This window comes from Ruminococcus sp. RTP21484sp1_RTP21281st1_A8_RTP21281_210402, from assembly GCF_040914025.1.
GTDB classification, from domain to species: domain Bacteria; phylum Bacillota; class Clostridia; order Lachnospirales; family Lachnospiraceae; genus Blautia_A; species Blautia_A faecis.
Window position 1 is genome coordinate 22381 of the sequence record NZ_JBCPGE010000029.1, and the last position, 16652, is coordinate 39032.

17 protein-coding genes are annotated in these 16652 nt (G+C 42.0%); 8 read left to right on the forward strand and 9 right to left on the reverse strand.

The features are described 5' to 3' along the window. Nucleotides 1-7 precede the first annotated feature (7 nt). The 8 genes from aroB (at nucleotide 8) to AB5170_RS14165 (ending at nucleotide 7069) form a co-directional block, all read left to right on the forward strand. On the forward strand, nucleotides 8-1099 hold the full coding sequence (gene aroB, locus AB5170_RS14130) for a 3-dehydroquinate synthase (protein WP_227200942.1): 1092 nt from the start codon (nucleotides 8-10) through the stop codon (nucleotides 1097-1099). A gap of 6 nt (nucleotides 1100-1105) precedes the next feature. After that, nucleotides 1106-1654, forward strand: a complete 549-nt coding sequence (gene lspA / locus AB5170_RS14135; RefSeq protein ID WP_226854541.1) for a signal peptidase II — start codon at nucleotides 1106-1108, stop codon at nucleotides 1652-1654. Nucleotides 1655-1711: 57 nt separating this feature from the next. Beyond that, on the forward strand, nucleotides 1712-2626 hold the full coding sequence (locus AB5170_RS14140) for an RluA family pseudouridine synthase (protein WP_118580200.1): 915 nt from the start codon (nucleotides 1712-1714) through the stop codon (nucleotides 2624-2626). 106 nt (nucleotides 2627-2732) lie between these two features. Next, the gene (locus AB5170_RS14145; protein ID WP_118580203.1) at nucleotides 2733-3371 is read left to right on the forward strand and encodes an AAA family ATPase; all 639 of its coding nucleotides are present in this window, start codon (nucleotides 2733-2735) and stop codon (nucleotides 3369-3371) included. Between the two features lie 265 nt (nucleotides 3372-3636). Further along, nucleotides 3637-5076: an AI-2E family transporter gene (locus AB5170_RS14150; protein WP_227200941.1), complete on the forward strand. Its 1440-nt coding sequence runs from the start codon at nucleotides 3637-3639 to the stop codon at nucleotides 5074-5076. A 1-nt stretch (nucleotide 5077) separates the two neighbouring features. Continuing rightward, on the forward strand, nucleotides 5078-5524 hold the full coding sequence (dtd, locus tag AB5170_RS14155; protein ID WP_148463019.1) for a D-aminoacyl-tRNA deacylase: 447 nt from the start codon (nucleotides 5078-5080) through the stop codon (nucleotides 5522-5524). A gap of 286 nt (nucleotides 5525-5810) precedes the next feature. Next, nucleotides 5811-6866 carry a tyrosine-type recombinase/integrase gene (locus tag AB5170_RS14160; RefSeq protein ID WP_148463018.1) on the forward strand — a complete coding sequence of 352 codons (1056 nt, stop codon included), beginning with the start codon at nucleotides 5811-5813 and terminating at the stop codon, nucleotides 6864-6866. Nucleotides 6867-6931: 65 nt separating this feature from the next. Further along, nucleotides 6932-7069, forward strand: coding sequence for a DUF6783 domain-containing protein (locus AB5170_RS14165; RefSeq protein ID WP_368357286.1), 138 nt, complete (start codon nucleotides 6932-6934; stop codon nucleotides 7067-7069). A 45-nt stretch (nucleotides 7070-7114) separates the two neighbouring features. Here the strand turns inward: AB5170_RS14165 and AB5170_RS14170 are convergent, their stop codons facing one another. The 9 genes from AB5170_RS14170 to AB5170_RS14210 all read right to left on the reverse strand — a co-directional run bounded on the left by AB5170_RS14170 (nucleotide 7115) and on the right by AB5170_RS14210 (nucleotide 16621). Further along, complete coding sequence (locus AB5170_RS14170) at nucleotides 7115-7534, reverse strand: twitching motility protein PilT (RefSeq protein WP_118580215.1); 420 nt, start codon at nucleotides 7532-7534, stop codon at nucleotides 7115-7117. A gap of 156 nt (nucleotides 7535-7690) precedes the next feature. Further along, nucleotides 7691-8746 (reverse strand): D-alanyl-D-alanine carboxypeptidase family protein, encoded by a 1056-nt coding sequence (locus AB5170_RS14175; RefSeq protein WP_227200939.1) that lies wholly within the window; start codon nucleotides 8744-8746, stop codon nucleotides 7691-7693. Then, a complete protein-coding gene (locus AB5170_RS14180) occupies nucleotides 8743-9903 on the reverse strand; it encodes an FtsW/RodA/SpoVE family cell cycle protein (RefSeq protein ID WP_148463016.1) in 1161 nt (386 codons plus the stop codon). Before AB5170_RS14180 ends, AB5170_RS14175 begins: the two co-directional genes overlap by 4 nt. Nucleotides 9904-9907: 4 nt before the next feature. After that, nucleotides 9908-10150, reverse strand: a complete 243-nt coding sequence (gene minE / locus AB5170_RS14185) for a cell division topological specificity factor MinE (RefSeq protein ID WP_118580224.1) — start codon at nucleotides 10148-10150, stop codon at nucleotides 9908-9910. A 91-nt stretch (nucleotides 10151-10241) separates the two neighbouring features. Then, entirely contained in the window at nucleotides 10242-11024 is a 783-nt protein-coding gene (gene minD / locus AB5170_RS14190; protein WP_148463014.1) for a septum site-determining protein MinD, read from the reverse strand. A 130-nt stretch (nucleotides 11025-11154) separates the two neighbouring features. Continuing rightward, nucleotides 11155-13980, reverse strand: coding sequence for a penicillin-binding transpeptidase domain-containing protein (locus tag AB5170_RS14195; protein ID WP_308768428.1), 2826 nt, complete (start codon nucleotides 13978-13980; stop codon nucleotides 11155-11157). A gap of 56 nt (nucleotides 13981-14036) precedes the next feature. Next, nucleotides 14037-14564: a rod shape-determining protein MreD gene (mreD, locus tag AB5170_RS14200; protein ID WP_313718431.1), complete on the reverse strand. Its 528-nt coding sequence runs from the start codon at nucleotides 14562-14564 to the stop codon at nucleotides 14037-14039. Further along, nucleotides 14554-15552 carry a rod shape-determining protein MreC gene (mreC, locus tag AB5170_RS14205; RefSeq protein WP_148463011.1) on the reverse strand — a complete coding sequence of 333 codons (999 nt, stop codon included), beginning with the start codon at nucleotides 15550-15552 and terminating at the stop codon, nucleotides 14554-14556. Before mreC ends, mreD begins: the two co-directional genes overlap by 11 nt. Before the next feature lie 55 nt (nucleotides 15553-15607). Further along, nucleotides 15608-16621 carry a rod shape-determining protein gene (locus tag AB5170_RS14210; RefSeq protein WP_148463010.1) on the reverse strand — a complete coding sequence of 338 codons (1014 nt, stop codon included), beginning with the start codon at nucleotides 16619-16621 and terminating at the stop codon, nucleotides 15608-15610. Nucleotides 16622-16652 lie beyond the last annotated feature (31 nt).

Sequence of the window (16652 nt, forward strand, 5' to 3'; positions counted from 1 at the left end):
TTTAACTATGGCAGAAGAAAAATTACTTGTAAAACGTGACGGGGAGTTCTGTTATCCCATTTATTTTGAAAATGACTTTTCTTTTCTTTCACAGGCCTTGACAGACGAAGGTCTTGCAGGGAAAAGCATGTGTATTGTTTCAGATTCCACAGTAGCACCTCTCTATGCAGACCAGGTGAAAGCAGAGCTTTTGAAAGTAACCGATCATGTATGCCAGTTCACTTTCCCCGCCGGAGAAGCATACAAGAATCTTGATACCGTACAGGATCTTTTCCAGTGCCTTATTGAGAATGGGCTTGACCGCAAAAGTCTGGTGGTTGCTCTTGGAGGCGGAGTAACAGGAGACTTATCCGGCTTCGGTGCCGCAGCCTATCTTCGTGGAATTGATTTTATCCAGATTCCTACCACGCTTCTGGCGCAGGTGGACAGCAGCGTAGGCGGTAAGACTGGCGTTGATTTCAGACAGTTTAAAAATATGGTAGGCGCTTTTCATCAGCCCCGCCTGGTTTATATGAACATGGCCACCTTGCAATCCCTCCCTAAGCGCGAATTTGGCTGTGGAATGGGTGAAATTCTAAAGACCGGACTAATTTGCGATAAAGACTTTTTCGACTTTGTATGCGCAAATTACAAGATTATCCGCACTATGGATCCAGAAATGCTTGCCGTTATGATCCGAAAATGCTGTGCCATCAAAGCCGGGGTTGTAGAGCGAGATCCCAAGGAACAGGGAGAGCGTGCTCTTCTTAATCTTGGCCACACCATAGGACATGCAGTCGAAAAGCTGATGAACTTTAACCTTCTCCATGGTCAGTGTGTGGGAATCGGACTGGTTGCCGCAGCTGCCATTTCCAGGGAAAGAGGTCTCCTCACAAATGCTGAATATGAACAGATCTGCCATAGCCTTAAGCTTTACGACCTGCCTTTGTATGTGGAAGGACTTTCTCCCATGGACATTCTTGCAGCTACCAAAAAGGACAAAAAAATGGAACAGGGACAGATTAAATTTATTCTTATAGATGGTCTTGGAAAGAGTTTTATAGACAAGACAGTTTCGGATCAGGAGCTTCTTGTGGGAATTCACGCCATCTGCAGGTAATCAATCATGGAAAATAAAACAGCTTCAGACTACAATGATCTTCCACTAAAAGCACCTAAATTAAAAGGAATTCTGCTTATCCTTTTTCTGGTTCTTCTGGATCAGGGAACAAAGTATCTTGCAATCAGGTATCTGAAAGGAACCTCCGGGATTTCTCTTATTGATAATGTGTTAAACCTTCGTTACCTTGAAAACAGAGGCATGGCATTTGGCCTTCTCCAGAATAAGATTCTTTTTCTGGTGCTTACCTGTATTGTGTTTTTTGTGGCTATTATATATCTTTTTATAAAAGCACCTGCAACTGTTTATTATAGACCACTGCTTTATACAGCGGCAATTGTGTTCGCTGGAGCAATGGGGAATTTTATAGACCGTGTTTTCCGTGGATATGTGGTAGATTTTATTTATTTTTCCCTGATTGATTTTCCCACGTTTAATGTGGCAGATATTTACGTGACCTGTGGGATCACAGTGATGGTATTTCTTATGTTTTTCCGTTATAAAGAAGAAAATGATTTTGACTTTCTGAAACCGGGGAACAGATCTGCCAGGTAAATTGATTTGTCTGATTTTTCATATACCGCGTAATTGAGAGAGGAGTTTTACTGATACATGGAGCAATTGGAATTTACAGCAACCGAAAATGAAGCAGGAGTGCGCATAGACCGCTGTCTTTCCGATAAATATGAGGAACTTTCCCGTTCTTATCTTCAGAAGCTTCTGAAAGAACAAGGTGTTACCGTCAATGGGAAAGCAGTAAAAGCAAACTACAAAATACAGGCAGGGGATCTGGTTCAGACAACCCTGCCTGATCTGACTGAACCGGATATTCTTCCGGAAAATATCCCTTTGGACATTTTATACGAAGATGATGATGTACTGGTGATAAATAAGCCCAAAGGAATGGTAGTCCATCCTGCAAATGGCCACACCAGCGGAACTTTGGTAAATGCTATTATGTACCACTGTCAGGGCAATCTGTCCGGTATTAACGGGGTTATGCGTCCTGGAATCGTCCACCGTATTGATAAGGACACTACAGGAGCTCTTCTTGTATGTAAGAATGACACGGCTCACCGTGATCTGGCCCAGCAACTGAAAGCGCATACCATCAAGCGGCGTTACCGGGCTATTGTGGCAGGTAATCTTAAGGAAGATGAAGGTACTGTAGAAGGCCCGATCGGCCGTCACCCAATTGACCGGAAAAAAATGGCGATCAACTACAAAAATGGAAAAGACGCTGTCACCCATTATAAAGTCCTGGAACGTTTCGGGAATGCGACTTATATCGAGTGCCGCCTTGAAACCGGTCGTACCCATCAGATCCGTGTACATATGACCAGCCTTGGACATCCTCTTCTTGGCGATGAGATCTATGGCTCAGGCAAAAATCCTTATCATCTCCAGGGACAGACTCTTCATGCCATGGTTTTGGGCTTTGTTCACCCAAGAACAGGAGAGTATATGGAATTTTCCGCACCTTTGCCAGAATATTTTCTCAATTTGTTAGAAAAATTAAGAAAATAGTTGTCAGTTTACCCTGATGTAGTGTATAATAATCTTACAAAATTCCTATGAATTACCAGTCACGAAGTGAACAGTAACAAAGGAATTGCAGAAGGGAGTGGCAGATATGAACAATACAACAAGTTCAATTATTACCATCGGACGTGAATATGGAAGCGCCGGCAGGCAGATTGGTCAGGAAGTAGCCAGATATTTTGGAATCAAGTGTTACGACAAAGAACTTCTGGAGCATGCTGCAAACGACAGCGGTATTTGCAAGGAATTATTTGAGAATCATGATGAGAGGCCAACTAACAGCTTTCTGTATTCTCTTGTAATGGATACTTATTCTTTTGGATATTCTTCTGCTGGATTTACAGACATGCCTATGAACCACAAGGTTTTCCTGGCACAGTTCGAAGCCATCAAGAAATTAGCTGCAGAAGGCCCCTGTGTTATGGTAGGGCGCTGTGCAGATTATGCTCTTGCAGATAATAAAGACTGTTTCAGTGTTTTTGTTCATGCTGATCTGGACTGGAGGATCAAGCGTATTGCAGGCAAATACAATAAGACACCTAAAGAAGCCAAAGATATGATCACCAAAACAGATAAGAGCCGTGCAAGTTACTATAATTACTACACCAATAAGAAATGGGGTGCAGCAGCGGGCTACAGCTTAAGCGTTGACAGCAGTGTGCTTGGTATCGAAGGTGCTGCCCAGGCGATTATCAATACCATACATATTTTTGATGACCTTAAGAAATAATATACAGAATCATGTGAAAATAAGGAGTTCTCGAAAGAGAGCTCCTTTTGTAATTTGTTGCATCTCAATTCCTGTTTTCGGTTCCTGTTTTCAAACGCCATCGCCACTTTATATTTTTTTAATGAGACATTGAGACAAAACTGTGTTATAATAGATAGCAATCGCTGTTAAATAAATAACAGTACAGACACTTATTGGTTACTGTGCAAACAGCAGACAGTAACACATATTTTGCATTCATGTTTCAGGAGGACGATATTAGAATATGAAATTACGCTGGGACAATCAACATGTTCGCTGGGGAGTAACTTCTTTCCTTGTAATCGCAGCCAGTATGCTCTTTTATTATGGTGTTTTCCATATGAAGACACTGATTACAGGAATTCAGACATTTCTGGGGATTCTCACACCTATTGTTTATGGGGTCGTGATCGCCTTTTTACTGACCCCTGTATTAAATTTTCTGGAGAAAAAAATTATTTATCCGCTTCTTGCCAGGAAAGAAGTATCAGTAGGAAAGAAGGGACGCAAGGCAATTCGGTGGGCATGCGTAATTTTATGTATGTTTCTCTTCCTTGCTCTTATTTATGCCCTTATTATGATGATTCTGCCGGAACTGATCCGAAGTATTATGGGTCTGATCTACAGTTTTCCAGCCTATGTGAAGGTTATTCAGAAATGGTTGCAATCTTTCATTGAGAAATGGAATCTGAACAGTGATGCACTGGACACTTTGAATCAGTCCATCACCACAGCTCAGGACTACCTGACCACGAATATCCTTCCGCAGATGCAGGAAATGCTAAAAAATATTTCCGCGGGTGTGTTTGAATTAATTAATTTTCTGAAGAATTTCCTCATCGGAGCTATCGTTTCCCTGTACCTGATGGCAGATAAAGAGGGCTTCATTGCCAAGGCAAAAATGCTCACCTACGCAATTTTTAATACCCAGCATGCGAATTTTATCATCCATTCCATGCGTTTTACCAATAAAACCTTTATCGGATTTTTCAGTGGTAAGATTTTGGATTCCGCCATCATTGGCGTATTGTGCTATATTGGTATGAACTTTTTGAATATGCCATATATACTTTTGATCAGTGTTATCATTGGTGTAACCAACGTAATTCCATTTTTTGGACCTTACCTCGGAGCAATCCCAAGTATTTTTCTCATCTTGTTGGTGGATCCGCTGCAGGCTATTTATTTTGCAATTTTTATTCTTGTTCTCCAGCAATTTGACGGCAATATTCTTGGACCGAAGATTCTTGGTGATTCCACAGGACTTTCCAGTTTTCTGGTCATTGTCGCCATCCTTATTGGCGGTGGAATCTTTGGAATCCCAGGTATGATTATTGGCGTTCCTGTTTTTGCAGTACTTTACGCAGCACTTGGCAGACTAGTCCATATCAGCCTGATTTATAAGCAGGTTCCAAATGAGGAGCAAAAATACACCAACATTGACTGTCTGGATCCGGAAACACATGAACCCGTTCTTTTCCCGGAAGAAGAGCCGAAGAAAAGGGAGACGCCCAGACGCACTGCAATGTTGAAATTTACCCTTACTTTGTTAAAAACGATCCAGAAAATTCTGACTACAATCTGGACCCTTATAAAAAAATATTCTGTGATAATTTATCAAAAAGTCAGACAATTGATGGAAGAGTACAGACAGAATCAAAACAGTAAAAAGGACGGAAATTAACATGCGGCTTTTAATACAACGTGTAAATCATGCAAGCGTAAAAGTAGATGGTGAAGTTATCGGAAATATTGGGAAAGGCTTTCTTGTACTGGTCGGCATAGGTCAGAATGATACCAGGGAAATTGCAGACAAATATATGAAAAAAATGCTAGGACTTCGAATTTTTGAAGATGAAAATGGCAAAACAAACCTTTCCCTGGCAGATGTAAATGGGGAGCTTTTGATGGTTTCGCAATTCACGTTATATGCCAACTGCAAAAAAGGAAACCGGCCAAGCTTTATTGAAGCCGGTGCGCCAGAACAGGCAAATGAACTTTATGAATACATGCTAAAGGAGGCTGCAAAAGTTGTTCCAGTTGTTCAGCATGGTATTTTTGGCGCTGATATGAAAATTTCACTGGAAAACGATGGACCGTTTACAGTGATGCTGGACGAATCGATCATGTAAAATTAACAGCAATTGTAACGAAACCGGCCAAGGCTATATTGAAGCCGGTGCGCCAGATGTTCAGAATCGTCTGTGACTGCATAATGAATGCAGTCGAACCATCAATTATATTTTAACATTTAATGAAACCAATTATATTTTAACATTTAATGAAACCTTGAAAAACGCCGAAAACAGCCAGAAGAAGTGGCTGATTCGGCGTTATACCACTCATCTAGATCTATACGACAAACCCGAGTTTTTCATATAGATTGGTATCATTATTACTTCTAAAGGAGAATCTTTCATGGATAAAAAAGTCACCTACCACGAACAGACTGACGTCGAAAATACCTTGCGGCTTCGTGATGTTCTAAAAACCTTGCCGCCATTTTGCAAGGATTTCTTTCGTGCCATTGAACCTCGTACCACAACTAAAACCAGAATTTCCTATGCATATGACATCCGCATTTTCTTCCAGTTTCTTCTGGAACAAAATCCAGCCTTCAGGGACTGGTCTATAGATGCCTTTACAGTGGATGTCCTGGATCAGATCACAGCTGTTGATCTTGAAGAATATGAAGAATATCTGAAAGTTTACCAGGCCGGGGATAAAACGGAAACCAATGGCGAACGTGGTCTGAAGCGAAAAATGTCCTCATTGCGAAGTTTTTATGCATATTATTTTAAACGTGAAATGATTCACACAAATCCTACCGTCCTTGTGGACGTTCCAAAGATTCATCAGAAAAGTATCATTCGCCTGGAAGCTGATGAAGTTGCCTTGCTGCTGGATTATATTGAGCACGGCGGGGACGACCTTACCGGTCAGAAAAAGGTATATTATGAAAAAAACAAAGACCGTGACCTCGCTCTCGTTACTCTTCTGCTCGGAACAGGTGTTCGTGTTTCTGAATGTGTAGGTCTTGACATAGAAGACGTAGATTTCAAAAACAATGGAATCAAGGTTACTCGAAAAGGTGGAAATGAAATGGTTGTATATTTCGGTCCTGAAGTAGAAAAAGCTCTGAAAAACTACCTGGAAGTACGCAAGAACATTATTCCTGTAGAAGGCCACGAACACGCTCTCTTCTACTCTACCCAGCGCAAACGAATTGGTGTCCAGGCCGTTGAAAACCTGGTCAAAAAATATGCCCGCCAGGTTACCACCACCAAGAAAATCACCCCTCATAAACTCCGCAGTACCTACGGCACCGCCCTCTACCAGGAAACAGGCGATATTTACCTTGTAGCGGACGTTTTAGGCCATAAGGACGTGAATACTACCAAGAAGCATTATGCAGCCTTAGACGATTCCAGACGGCGTCAGGCAGCCACTGCTGTAAAGCTGCGTGAAGATTAACATCTGCTTCACACGTACAATTGTTGTAATCACCGCATTTAATTCACATAATATTATTATTGTAAATCAATTCAAAACTTTCTGCAAAATCTCCCTCAAAGTGGAGCGTGCAGATTGTAGGAATGATTTTTCAAACACGCTCTAAGGCGCAGCTCAAAAAAGGACATGACCCACAGTCGAGTCATGTCCTTATGTACCTCTAATTTGGTTTTACTGAATTTATAGCTGCAATATCATATTATCCGAGATTATAATGCTACTGCAATCTTATCCTGTAATGCTTCCGGAATCTCTTCTTTGTCAAGCGAAATACTTACAACTATTGAAATTCCATATTTCTCACCGATCTTGTCCAGCTGATCAAGTGTATCTGTAACATCAGCGTCTTCCAACTTGGAAACCTTGAGGAAACTGTCCAGATAAATCTGCTCAAGATCATGATCCTGAGAAATAATACCACAGATGAAACCTACGAATTCATCTGCATTCTTCAATGGATAAGAGGAGACGTCGATAAGACGTACCTTATTGTTAAGCTCATACATATGTTTGGTACTCTTGTCAAGGTAAACAATGCTTCCGTTGGCTTCTTTCACCGCACCGTTTACTCTGTCTAAGAGCACTTTTGTTTTGCCTTTGCCTTTCTTTCCTACGATCAGTTCAACCATGATGTTTTCCTCCTTAGACAATATGATATTAAATTTTTACCAAAACCTTGTTTAATATGTTTCATATTATAGTATAATTTTTCTAAATTTTCAAGAGTTTTTTTAATATTTCTGTCTATTTTTCTCAATTGTGGCTACGATTCATAAACAGACTGACTAGTTTATATTCTGCAAAAGGGACGACATCTGCTCATAAAGCTCGTCTTTTGTGGAGGCACCCATTACAATGGAAATGTACGGCTTTCCATAAGCATTCTGGCTCAGCAACGCCAGACAGTTGCCTGCATTGTCCGTAGTACCTGTCTTTCCACCTAGAATAGTCACATTCTTAGGAGGGGTAGCTTCTCCTGTGAGATAATGGTCTGTGGCAAGTAATGTGGTACTTGCACTGCTTCCGTCCGCATGAGTATATTCTACGGTATAAGATCCGGACTGTGTGATCTGAGTAAACTCCGGATAATTCAAAGCTTCCTTTAGCATCAGATAGATATCATAGGGAGTGGTATAATGGTTTTCGTCCTGCAGACCATGAGGATTGGTAAAATGAGTTCCGGTACAGCCAAGTTCCCTGGCATAACTGTTCATCATCTCCACAAACCCCTCTGTAGAACCACCCACATGCTCTGCAATAGCCGCTGCTGCATCATTACCCGAATAAACCAACAGACAATGAAGAAGCTGATCAAGAGTCACCTGGTCACCTGCCCAAAAGCCGCAAACCTGTGAACCCTCCTCCAGATTCAGATTCTCCTGTGTAATGGTTACTACATCATCCATATTTCCATATTTCAGTGCCAGCATAGCTGTCATGATCTTGGTGATACTTGCTGGATATACCTTTTGAAGTGCCTGCTTGGAATAAAGCACCTTTCTGTCATCCAGATCCAGAAGAAGTCCTTTCTGGTTTTCCCCAAGGGAAACACCATCCATCGGAACATCTGATACGACCACACACAGATTCTTGGCAAAACCATCAGCTCTCAGGCTGTCTAAGTCTGTAATTCCACCAGAAAACTCTCTGGAAGCTACATATGCCTCCTCCAGCTTATCAAAAACAGTTCCATTTCGGAGAACATAAATTGCACCGATCCCAGTACCGCCAAGTACAACCAAAAGCAACAGCAAAAGAACAGTATTTCTGATCCTCTTTCTTCTGGAACTTCGAAATCTTGCCTGTTTACGTCTTGAGTTCTTCTTTTTTGCGGCTGTCATAAATATTCCTCTTTCTTATCAATTTCTTTTCTCTTAAGTTCTTTATTATAAGTACTGCTCTGCAGACCTACATTCATCACAAGCCCCATACCAATAAACAAGCTGACCAGGGAAGTCAGACCATAACTTACAAAAGGAAGAGGCGTACCAGTATTAGGTGCCAGTCCAGTAGCAACGCAGATATTTAAAAAACTCTGTATAGCTACGACACTTCCAATTCCGCAGCAGATAATCTTCCCGGCCAGATCCTTTGCCCTAAGGCTCATCCTGATACATTCAACTGAAATCAACAGCAATAATACGACCAAAGTTGTACATCCTATAAATCCATACTCCTCTCCGGCAACCGCGAAGATAAAGTCAGTCTGGTTCTCTGCAACAAAGTTTCCAGCATTTACAGAAGAAACCTGGTCATCCCCGGTAAGTTTTTTTCCAACCAGTTCTCCGGAGGCAATCGCCGTCTTCGAGTTATTCTGCTGTTCAATATCCTCCTGGTATTCCTCGTTTTCCGGGTAAAGGAAAGACATAATACGCGTTCTCTGATAATCCTTGATCAGGGTCTGATCCGGCTGTACAACAATGGACAAAAATATGATCAAAAGGGGAACCGCGATCAGAATCGCACCTCCGATGATCTTGTAACTCAGTCCTGCTATATACAGCAGAATACAGAAAATAATGGTTACCGTAATGGTATTTTTCATATCCGGCTGTGCATAAATAAGAGCCAATGGAACAGCCAGAAGGAGCACTGATTCTGCCAACACCCTGAAAGTATTGATATCATCTTCATGATCCATAAAAAACTTGGCAAAAAACAGAATAATAATAACCTTGGAAAGCTCGGTAGGCTGAAAACGGAAACCACCGATATCCAGCCATCTGGACGCACCTCCTGCCTCACTTCCGAACAATCGTACACCAATAAGCATAAGCAGATTAAAACCATACATGATCCACTGGAAATTCAATATCCAGGAATAATCCATTAACGATAAGATCACCAGCAACACAAGCCCCATCACAACGCCCAAAAGCTGTTTGTTTCGAAGATCTGGAGACGCACTTGCTACCAGCTGCACTCCAAACAGACTGATCGCAGTCAGAAGGATCACTAGTTTAAAATTGTAAAAACGTAGCTTATACTGTTTAATCATAAATTTATCTGTCCTTTTTCGTCAACACAGGAATATACGCCATTAAAACAGGCGGTTCCTGTGATATCTGTATTTTCACTTTAGTTTCCTCTATGGTCACATACTTCTTTACTGTATGTACCAGGTCACTTTTTAACATTTTCATCATCTGTGGAGAGCATTCTATGCGTTCTGAGATAAGAAGAAGTTTCATCCTGTCGCGAGCATATCCTGCTGAACGCCTTCTTTCATTTAAAAAGGTCTTCATGCAAAATCCCTCCATTCCAGAGCATTAGTTGACATAACATTATTACAAACAACCAACATGCTATTTTGCGTAACTAATTATTACCTGAATATCAATGTCTTTTAAACAGTCTTGAAAACATACCTTTCTTCTGTCTGAGTTCTGCAAAGGGAACTTCCTCTCCCATAAGCCGTTTGCAAATATTTTGGTATTCCTCCTCCGCCTGAGAATTTTTACCAGAAAGAGGCTCACCCTGATTGGTTGCTATCACAATCTGTTCGTCATCTAAAAGAGTTCCAATCAGATCTACAGCCAGAATCTCTGTCACATCATCCACAGACATCATATCTCCCCTGGCGATCATGTCAGGACGAAGACGGTTGATGATCAGATGGATATCCCGCAGATCATTTGCTTCCAAAAGCCCAATGATACGATCCGCATCGCGAATTGCAGATACCTCCGGTGTCGTCACTACAAGAGCTTTATCTGCACCTGCAATGGCATTCTTAAATCCCTGCTCAATTCCAGCCGGACAATCCAGCAATATATAATCAAACTCTTCTCGCAGATCATCCGTCAGTTTGATCATCTGTTCCGGTGATACGGCAGTTTTATCCTTGGTTTGCGCAGATGGCAGCAGATAGAGCTCCGGATGGCGCTTGTCTTTGATCAGAGCCTGTTTCAGACGGCAGCTTCCATTCACCACATCTACCAGATTATACACGATCCGGTTCTCCAACCCAAGCACAACATCCAGATTACGAAGACCAATATCCGTATCCACAACCACGGTTTTCTTTCCCATCATAGCCAGACCAGTTCCTATATTGGCAACTGTAGTGGTTTTTCCTACACCGCCTTTTCCGGATGTAATGACAATGACTTCACCCATTTCTTCTGATTCCTCCTAAACAAAATGTTCCAAAATCCTGGTATTTCTCTTATGGATATGCCTGCCGGAACACTCCCGGCAGGCATATCCAGTACTGCTGATCAGACTATGAACAGCAGCAAAATCGTTTTTAGTCATTCGATGTATCACTGGTATCTGTAGAAGCAATACCTGTGAGAATAGAATCTTTATCTGCAAGATTGTACATATATTTAAAAATATCATTAGCAATCAGACATGCATTACCGGAGCTGTAACCATTGGCAATACGGATTGCCACTGCATACTCCGGATCAGAGGCCGGCGCATAACCGATAAACAGACCATGGTTTGGATGACGAAGATCCAGCTCTGCTGTACCGGTTTTACCTGCCACTTCTACTCCAAGACCATCAAACTGGGAATGAGTCTGGATCACACGACGCATACCATCATGGATCACATCCCAGATATTTGAAGATATATTTACCACATCCTCAATTTCCGGCTCATACTCCTGGATCACTTCTCCCTTCGGGTTCATTACTTTGTCCAGAAGGGTCAGTTTAAATACATTTCCGGAAGTAGCCATAACAGTAGCATAACGAGCCAGTTCTGATGTGGTAAACAGGTTATTTCCCTGTCCCATATAAGATGGAACTGCTTTGGCATCGGAAACCTTCGGAGTTGCCTCTGAAAGCTCGATTCCAGTCTTCCGGTCCAGACCGATCAAAGAGGCATATTCCTGAAGCTTATTCAGACTCTGCACCTCGGAGAACTCATTATCCCCAACTTTTCCTAGCTGAAAACCGATCATGTTAAAGAAATAGTTACAGGACTGCTCGATTGCAGTACGGATATCCAGACTTCCATGACCATTCTTATACCAGCAATTAATAGGCGGATCTACATAGTCAAAAGTTCCGGTACATTCAATATATGTACCTTCGTCAATAATTCCTTCTTCCATTCCTGCAATTGTTGAAAGAAGCTTCAGTGTGGAACCTGGTGCAGTGGTTTGCTGGGTCGCTTTATTGAAGAACGGACTGGACTGGTCAAGTGCCAGCTTTGCGTAATAATCTGTATCCATATCATTGGTCAGACGATTATTGTCATATCCGGGATAGGAAACAAGTGCAACCACATCTCCAGTCTTTACATCTACAACTACAGCGGACGCTGAGCATGGCATTAATGCCAGCTGTGCAGGCTCTATCTCCAGAGTGTATATCTTATTGATCATAAAATCATAAGCTCCCATTGCTCCGGAAGCCAGATTCTCATAATCATCATCATTTTTGTCAAGGACTCCCTGCTCATAAAGCACCAGGCAGATTTCCTGTCCGGAAATTGTATCTTCCTGCAGCATATATTTGTAAAGGAGCTTGGAAAATCCAGTATCCGTACTGAGATAGTCAATAATATATTCTGTCAGTGCCTGATAAATTTCCTCAGAATCCAGATACTCTCCTTCCGGTGAAAAGCTGCTGATGTCGATCCAGCCCTGGCTTGTGGCATAAGTCAGGTAATCCTTCAGGCTGATGGTTTCATCTGTTGTCCATGCTTTGTAAGTAGCATCTGATGTATCGATGGCATCTTTGGAAATAATTCCAAGCGTGTCTCTAAGAAGGTCATTACAGATGTAAGACAGATATTCCTGTGTTTCTTCATCTTCATCCTTATAGGCTGGCGGGTTTGAGCCATTCAGCTTCGTGCTTATTGTATCAAAAACTCTCTGCTGCTTTTGTTGAAATTTGGCATATAAATTTTTTTCTATGTCAGAGGCATCCTCATTGCTGAATTTGGTGATATCAATCACACTGTTGGAAATCAGGGCATTGTATACATCATAAATAGGAATACGGATCTGACTGGCATCTGTGACATACGTGTAATCAAAAGTCTTTGCCGCATCAATTTTCGTCAGAAGAACACCAGCCACACGCTGTTTGAGGATCTGATAGATTGCCGATTGCCAGTCAGTTTCAATAGTAAGCTGCACATCATCTCCTGCAACCGGCTCTACTTTGGTGTCCTCGTCAATTTTTAGAACCTTTCCAAGGTTATCAACAGAAACCGTCTCCTTACCGTCTGTTCCCTGAAGGGTAAGTTCCATATACTGCTCAATTCCTGCTTTACCTACGATCGCATCATTGGAATAATCCGGATTCTGTTTCCGAAGCTCTGTCAGCTCCTCGGAGGAAGCCTTACCAGTATAGCCAAGGATTGGTGCCATGCTTTCATCATCAATATACAGGCGGATGGAATCCTCAACCACATCAATTCCCTGCAGTCCGGTCTTATTCTCCATGATCGCAGCTACCGACTTTTCACTGACATTGGTAGCAATGGTAACCTGCATGTATTTCTTAAAACTGTTGGTATTCAGTTCGTAGCGGATAGTTGCAATATCAAGCATTTCCTGCTTGGTCAAAGTAAGAGGCAGACCATGGGAGATCAGCTCGTCCTCTGTATAAGCACGATCACCGCTAAGAACAATAGAAAATTTCTCGGAACCAGTGAGAAACTCCATCATCTGATCCGCAGTCGCCGTCTTCTGTTCATCTTTCAGATCATCGATCAATGCCTGTCCATAAATATCGGCACGGAAGCGATTCAGGGTAAAGCCCTCAACAACATCAAAAGCATACTCTCCATTCTTATCTACCACAATATGGAAGGAATGGGTAATATCATCTCCGTTGCTGTGAAGGATCTGAAGTACCTGATAGGCTACACCATTTAATGTAAGATTCTTCTCCCTTGTAGAAGTGTAAGTTCCATTATCTTCCAGCGTCAGAGAATAGGATAGCACATTAGATGCAAGAATATCTCCGTTTCTGTCCAGAATATTTCCGCGGGTGCTCTTGAGCACACGCTCTTTGGTTGTCCTGGCCTGGAATTTGCTGATGTAATCCTCTCCCTGAATAATCTGCAGATCAAATAATCTACGCACCAGAACAACTGACATTATCACAAATACCAAGATCAGGACTGTTGTTCGTTTTAAACTGATTTTCTTGAAAATTCGTTTTATTTTAGTACCCAAATTGACTCACTTTCTTTCCTGGTTATGTTCATGTAGTGATAGTTTATGTAACGGAAAATCCGGTATACAATCAAGGTAATAAATACCGTGTAAAACATTTCCGGGATAATGATCCTGTACAGATAAGTCCCAAGTCCCAGTCTGCCTCTTAAAAGGAACTGCAGCCCATAAACAGACAGATTATATAAAAGATCTGCAACTGCAGTCAGAAATATAGGAACCTTCACATCATCATCGTAATAAATCCTGTGCGCATATCCACTTAAATAACCAATATACATATAGATCAAAGCATAAAATCCAAATACTGATCCAAAGAACAGATCCACAAAAAGCCCTGAAAAAAATCCTGCCCAAAGGCCGCTTTTGCGCCCGCGCATAAGCCCCATGGATACACAGAAAACCAGCATCAGATTAGGAGTTACAGAGCCAATAGAAATCAGATCCATAACCGTACACTGCAGAAGAAAACATATTACGATCGTAAGAAAATAGACAATCTTACCCTTCATCTGCGCCCTCCTGTCCGTCTGCCGCACTGCTGTCAGTACTGCCGCTACTCTCCTGACTGCTGTCGCCAGAAGTACTGTCAGAACTGCCGCTGTCAGAATTGCCTTCCACCTGCGCAGTTCCGTCTACCAGATCCTGCTTATTCACAGTAATAACAAATACATCTTTCAAATGAAGGAAATCCACAGGTGTTACAATGGTTCCTGTCTTAGTCAGATTATTGCTGTCTACCTGCACTTCGCTTACATATCCGATAAACAATCCTTCTACAAATTTCTCACTGATATTGGAAGTAACAATACGTTCCCCGACAGTCACCTTGTTCTCCTGATCATAAAGCTGCTCAAAGCGAAGCTTTCCTTCATCAATCAGTTCCAGGTCTCCGTTTACAATACAGTTATCAGAAGTGCTTACAGTCATTGCACTTACGCTGCTGCTGTCATCAATAATGGAGCGGACAGTAGCCCAGGAGGAACCAACTTCTGTGACAATTCCAACAAGCCCCTTGCCTGCGATCACATTATTATCGACCCTTATCCCATCATCAGAACCTTTGTTGATCATAAAGGTATCGTACCAGTTTCCAGGATCTTTGGAAATGATAGTCGCAGCCACCTTCGGATAGTCCTCATAGGTCTGATCCAGATTGTAAAGTTCTTTCAGTCTCTGATATTCCCCCTGATCCTGGATCAGTTTGTTATTCTGTGTAGTCAGACTGTCCAGTTCTGCCTTCAGCTCTTCATTTTCAAAAAGCAGATCCTGTTTGTCCTTGAAACTGTCCCTAATAGAACGGACCATACTGCCGATCTTTTCAATGCTTTTTTCAAAAGGGACTATGACAATTCCCGCTGTTTCCTGCAAAGGAGCTGTGGAAATACCTGAAGCAAATGTAGCCACAATACAGCTCAGACAGAAAAGTGTCATAATCGCCAGCAAATGTTTACTTTTCAGATTTATGCGAAATCGAAATTTTTTCTTAAGGTTTTTCATAAAATGGCACCCCTAAAAATTTATGATTTATAACTGTTCAGTACCTTCACAGTTACTATAATTTTCTTTGTGTGATGGGCTGAGCCCATTTACGAAGTTCTCTGTCGTGGATGATCTTCTCCAGACCTTTTACAGCTGAAGTTTCGTAAAGATCTGACAGGTTAAAAGAATAGCCTGTGTAACTTGCCAGATATGTATCTATATGAGGGATTCTGGTGCTCCCTCCGGTAAGGAAAATGCCTTCTTTCGCAATGTGGTAGGATATCTGCGGCGGGATACGTTCCAGAAAAACCTTCATCTGGGCACCGATCTCATTGACACAGTTCATGATTCCCGCATTGACTACATAGGCAGAAATAACCTCTTCCCTTGGAAGACCGGAAACACTGTCAATTCCTACAACCTTACGTGCCTGCTTATGCTGGTCTGCAAGCCGTCCCATTACCAGCTTCAGCCGCTTCCCGGTACGGGTACCGATCTGAAGATTATAACGCTTGCGTACTTCGCTGCACACGGCCTCATTCATCTGACGTCCGCCAATTGGAATCTTCTTGTTTATGATAATACGGCCTCCCGTAATAATGGAAAAATTCGTACTCTGGGCACCAATATTTACGATCATGCTTCCTGCATTGTTCTCCAGATCCACACCCATAGCTATGGCATCTGCAATAGGAGCCTCTACCATGTAAACCCTGTTCTTCCGCAGCCAATGTCCATTCGCCACCTGATAATAAGCTCTTTTTTCAATAGCAGTCATGTCCAGAGGAACTGCAAAGTACATGACAGAGCCTATTCCCAGAATTTTATCAATTTTTTTCATCATACTGTAAAGTACAATTTCCTGCAGTTCCAGATTGGCTATCATACCAAAAGCCATCGGCGAACTTACGGAAATATCAGAGGGTGCTTTCTCAAACATTTCATACGCTTCGTTGCCCACGGCTATGATTTTGCGGCCCTTGGCCGCAATCATGTTCTTCTCAATGTAGCTTTTATTTCGAATCATGGAATAGACCTTGACGGAACTGCTTCCAAGGTCTATTCCATATGTTTTTTCAAACAGCATATATCTGTCCCTTCATCCTTACTATGCCCTG

Excerpts from the sequence above, each read along its gene's own strand:
- aroB (WP_227200942.1), top strand. The coding sequence starts at position 8 with ATGGCAGAAGAAAAATTACTTGTAAAACGTGACGGGGAGTTCTGTTAT.
- lspA (WP_226854541.1), top strand. The coding sequence starts at position 1,106 with ATGGAAAATAAAACAGCTTCAGACTACAATGATCTTCCACTAAAAGCA.
- AB5170_RS14140 (WP_118580200.1), top strand. The coding sequence starts at position 1,712 with ATGGAGCAATTGGAATTTACAGCAACCGAAAATGAAGCAGGAGTGCGC.
- AB5170_RS14145 (WP_118580203.1), top strand. The coding sequence starts at position 2,733 with ATGAACAATACAACAAGTTCAATTATTACCATCGGACGTGAATATGGA.
- AB5170_RS14150 (WP_227200941.1), top strand. The coding sequence starts at position 3,637 with ATGAAATTACGCTGGGACAATCAACATGTTCGCTGGGGAGTAACTTCT.
- dtd (WP_148463019.1), top strand. The coding sequence starts at position 5,078 with ATGCGGCTTTTAATACAACGTGTAAATCATGCAAGCGTAAAAGTAGAT.
- AB5170_RS14160 (WP_148463018.1), top strand. The coding sequence starts at position 5,811 with ATGGATAAAAAAGTCACCTACCACGAACAGACTGACGTCGAAAATACC.
- AB5170_RS14170 (WP_118580215.1), bottom strand. The coding sequence starts at position 7,534 with ATGGTTGAACTGATCGTAGGAAAGAAAGGCAAAGGCAAAACAAAAGTG.
- AB5170_RS14175 (WP_227200939.1), bottom strand. The coding sequence starts at position 8,746 with ATGACAGCCGCAAAAAAGAAGAACTCAAGACGTAAACAGGCAAGATTT.
- AB5170_RS14180 (WP_148463016.1), bottom strand. The coding sequence starts at position 9,903 with ATGATTAAACAGTATAAGCTACGTTTTTACAATTTTAAACTAGTGATC.
- minE (WP_118580224.1), bottom strand. The coding sequence starts at position 10,150 with ATGAAGACCTTTTTAAATGAAAGAAGGCGTTCAGCAGGATATGCTCGC.
- minD (WP_148463014.1), bottom strand. The coding sequence starts at position 11,024 with ATGGGTGAAGTCATTGTCATTACATCCGGAAAAGGCGGTGTAGGAAAA.
- mreD (WP_313718431.1), bottom strand. The coding sequence starts at position 14,564 with ATGAAGGGTAAGATTGTCTATTTTCTTACGATCGTAATATGTTTTCTT.
- mreC (WP_148463011.1), bottom strand. The coding sequence starts at position 15,552 with ATGAAAAACCTTAAGAAAAAATTTCGATTTCGCATAAATCTGAAAAGT.
- AB5170_RS14210 (WP_148463010.1), bottom strand. The coding sequence starts at position 16,621 with ATGCTGTTTGAAAAAACATATGGAATAGACCTTGGAAGCAGTTCCGTC.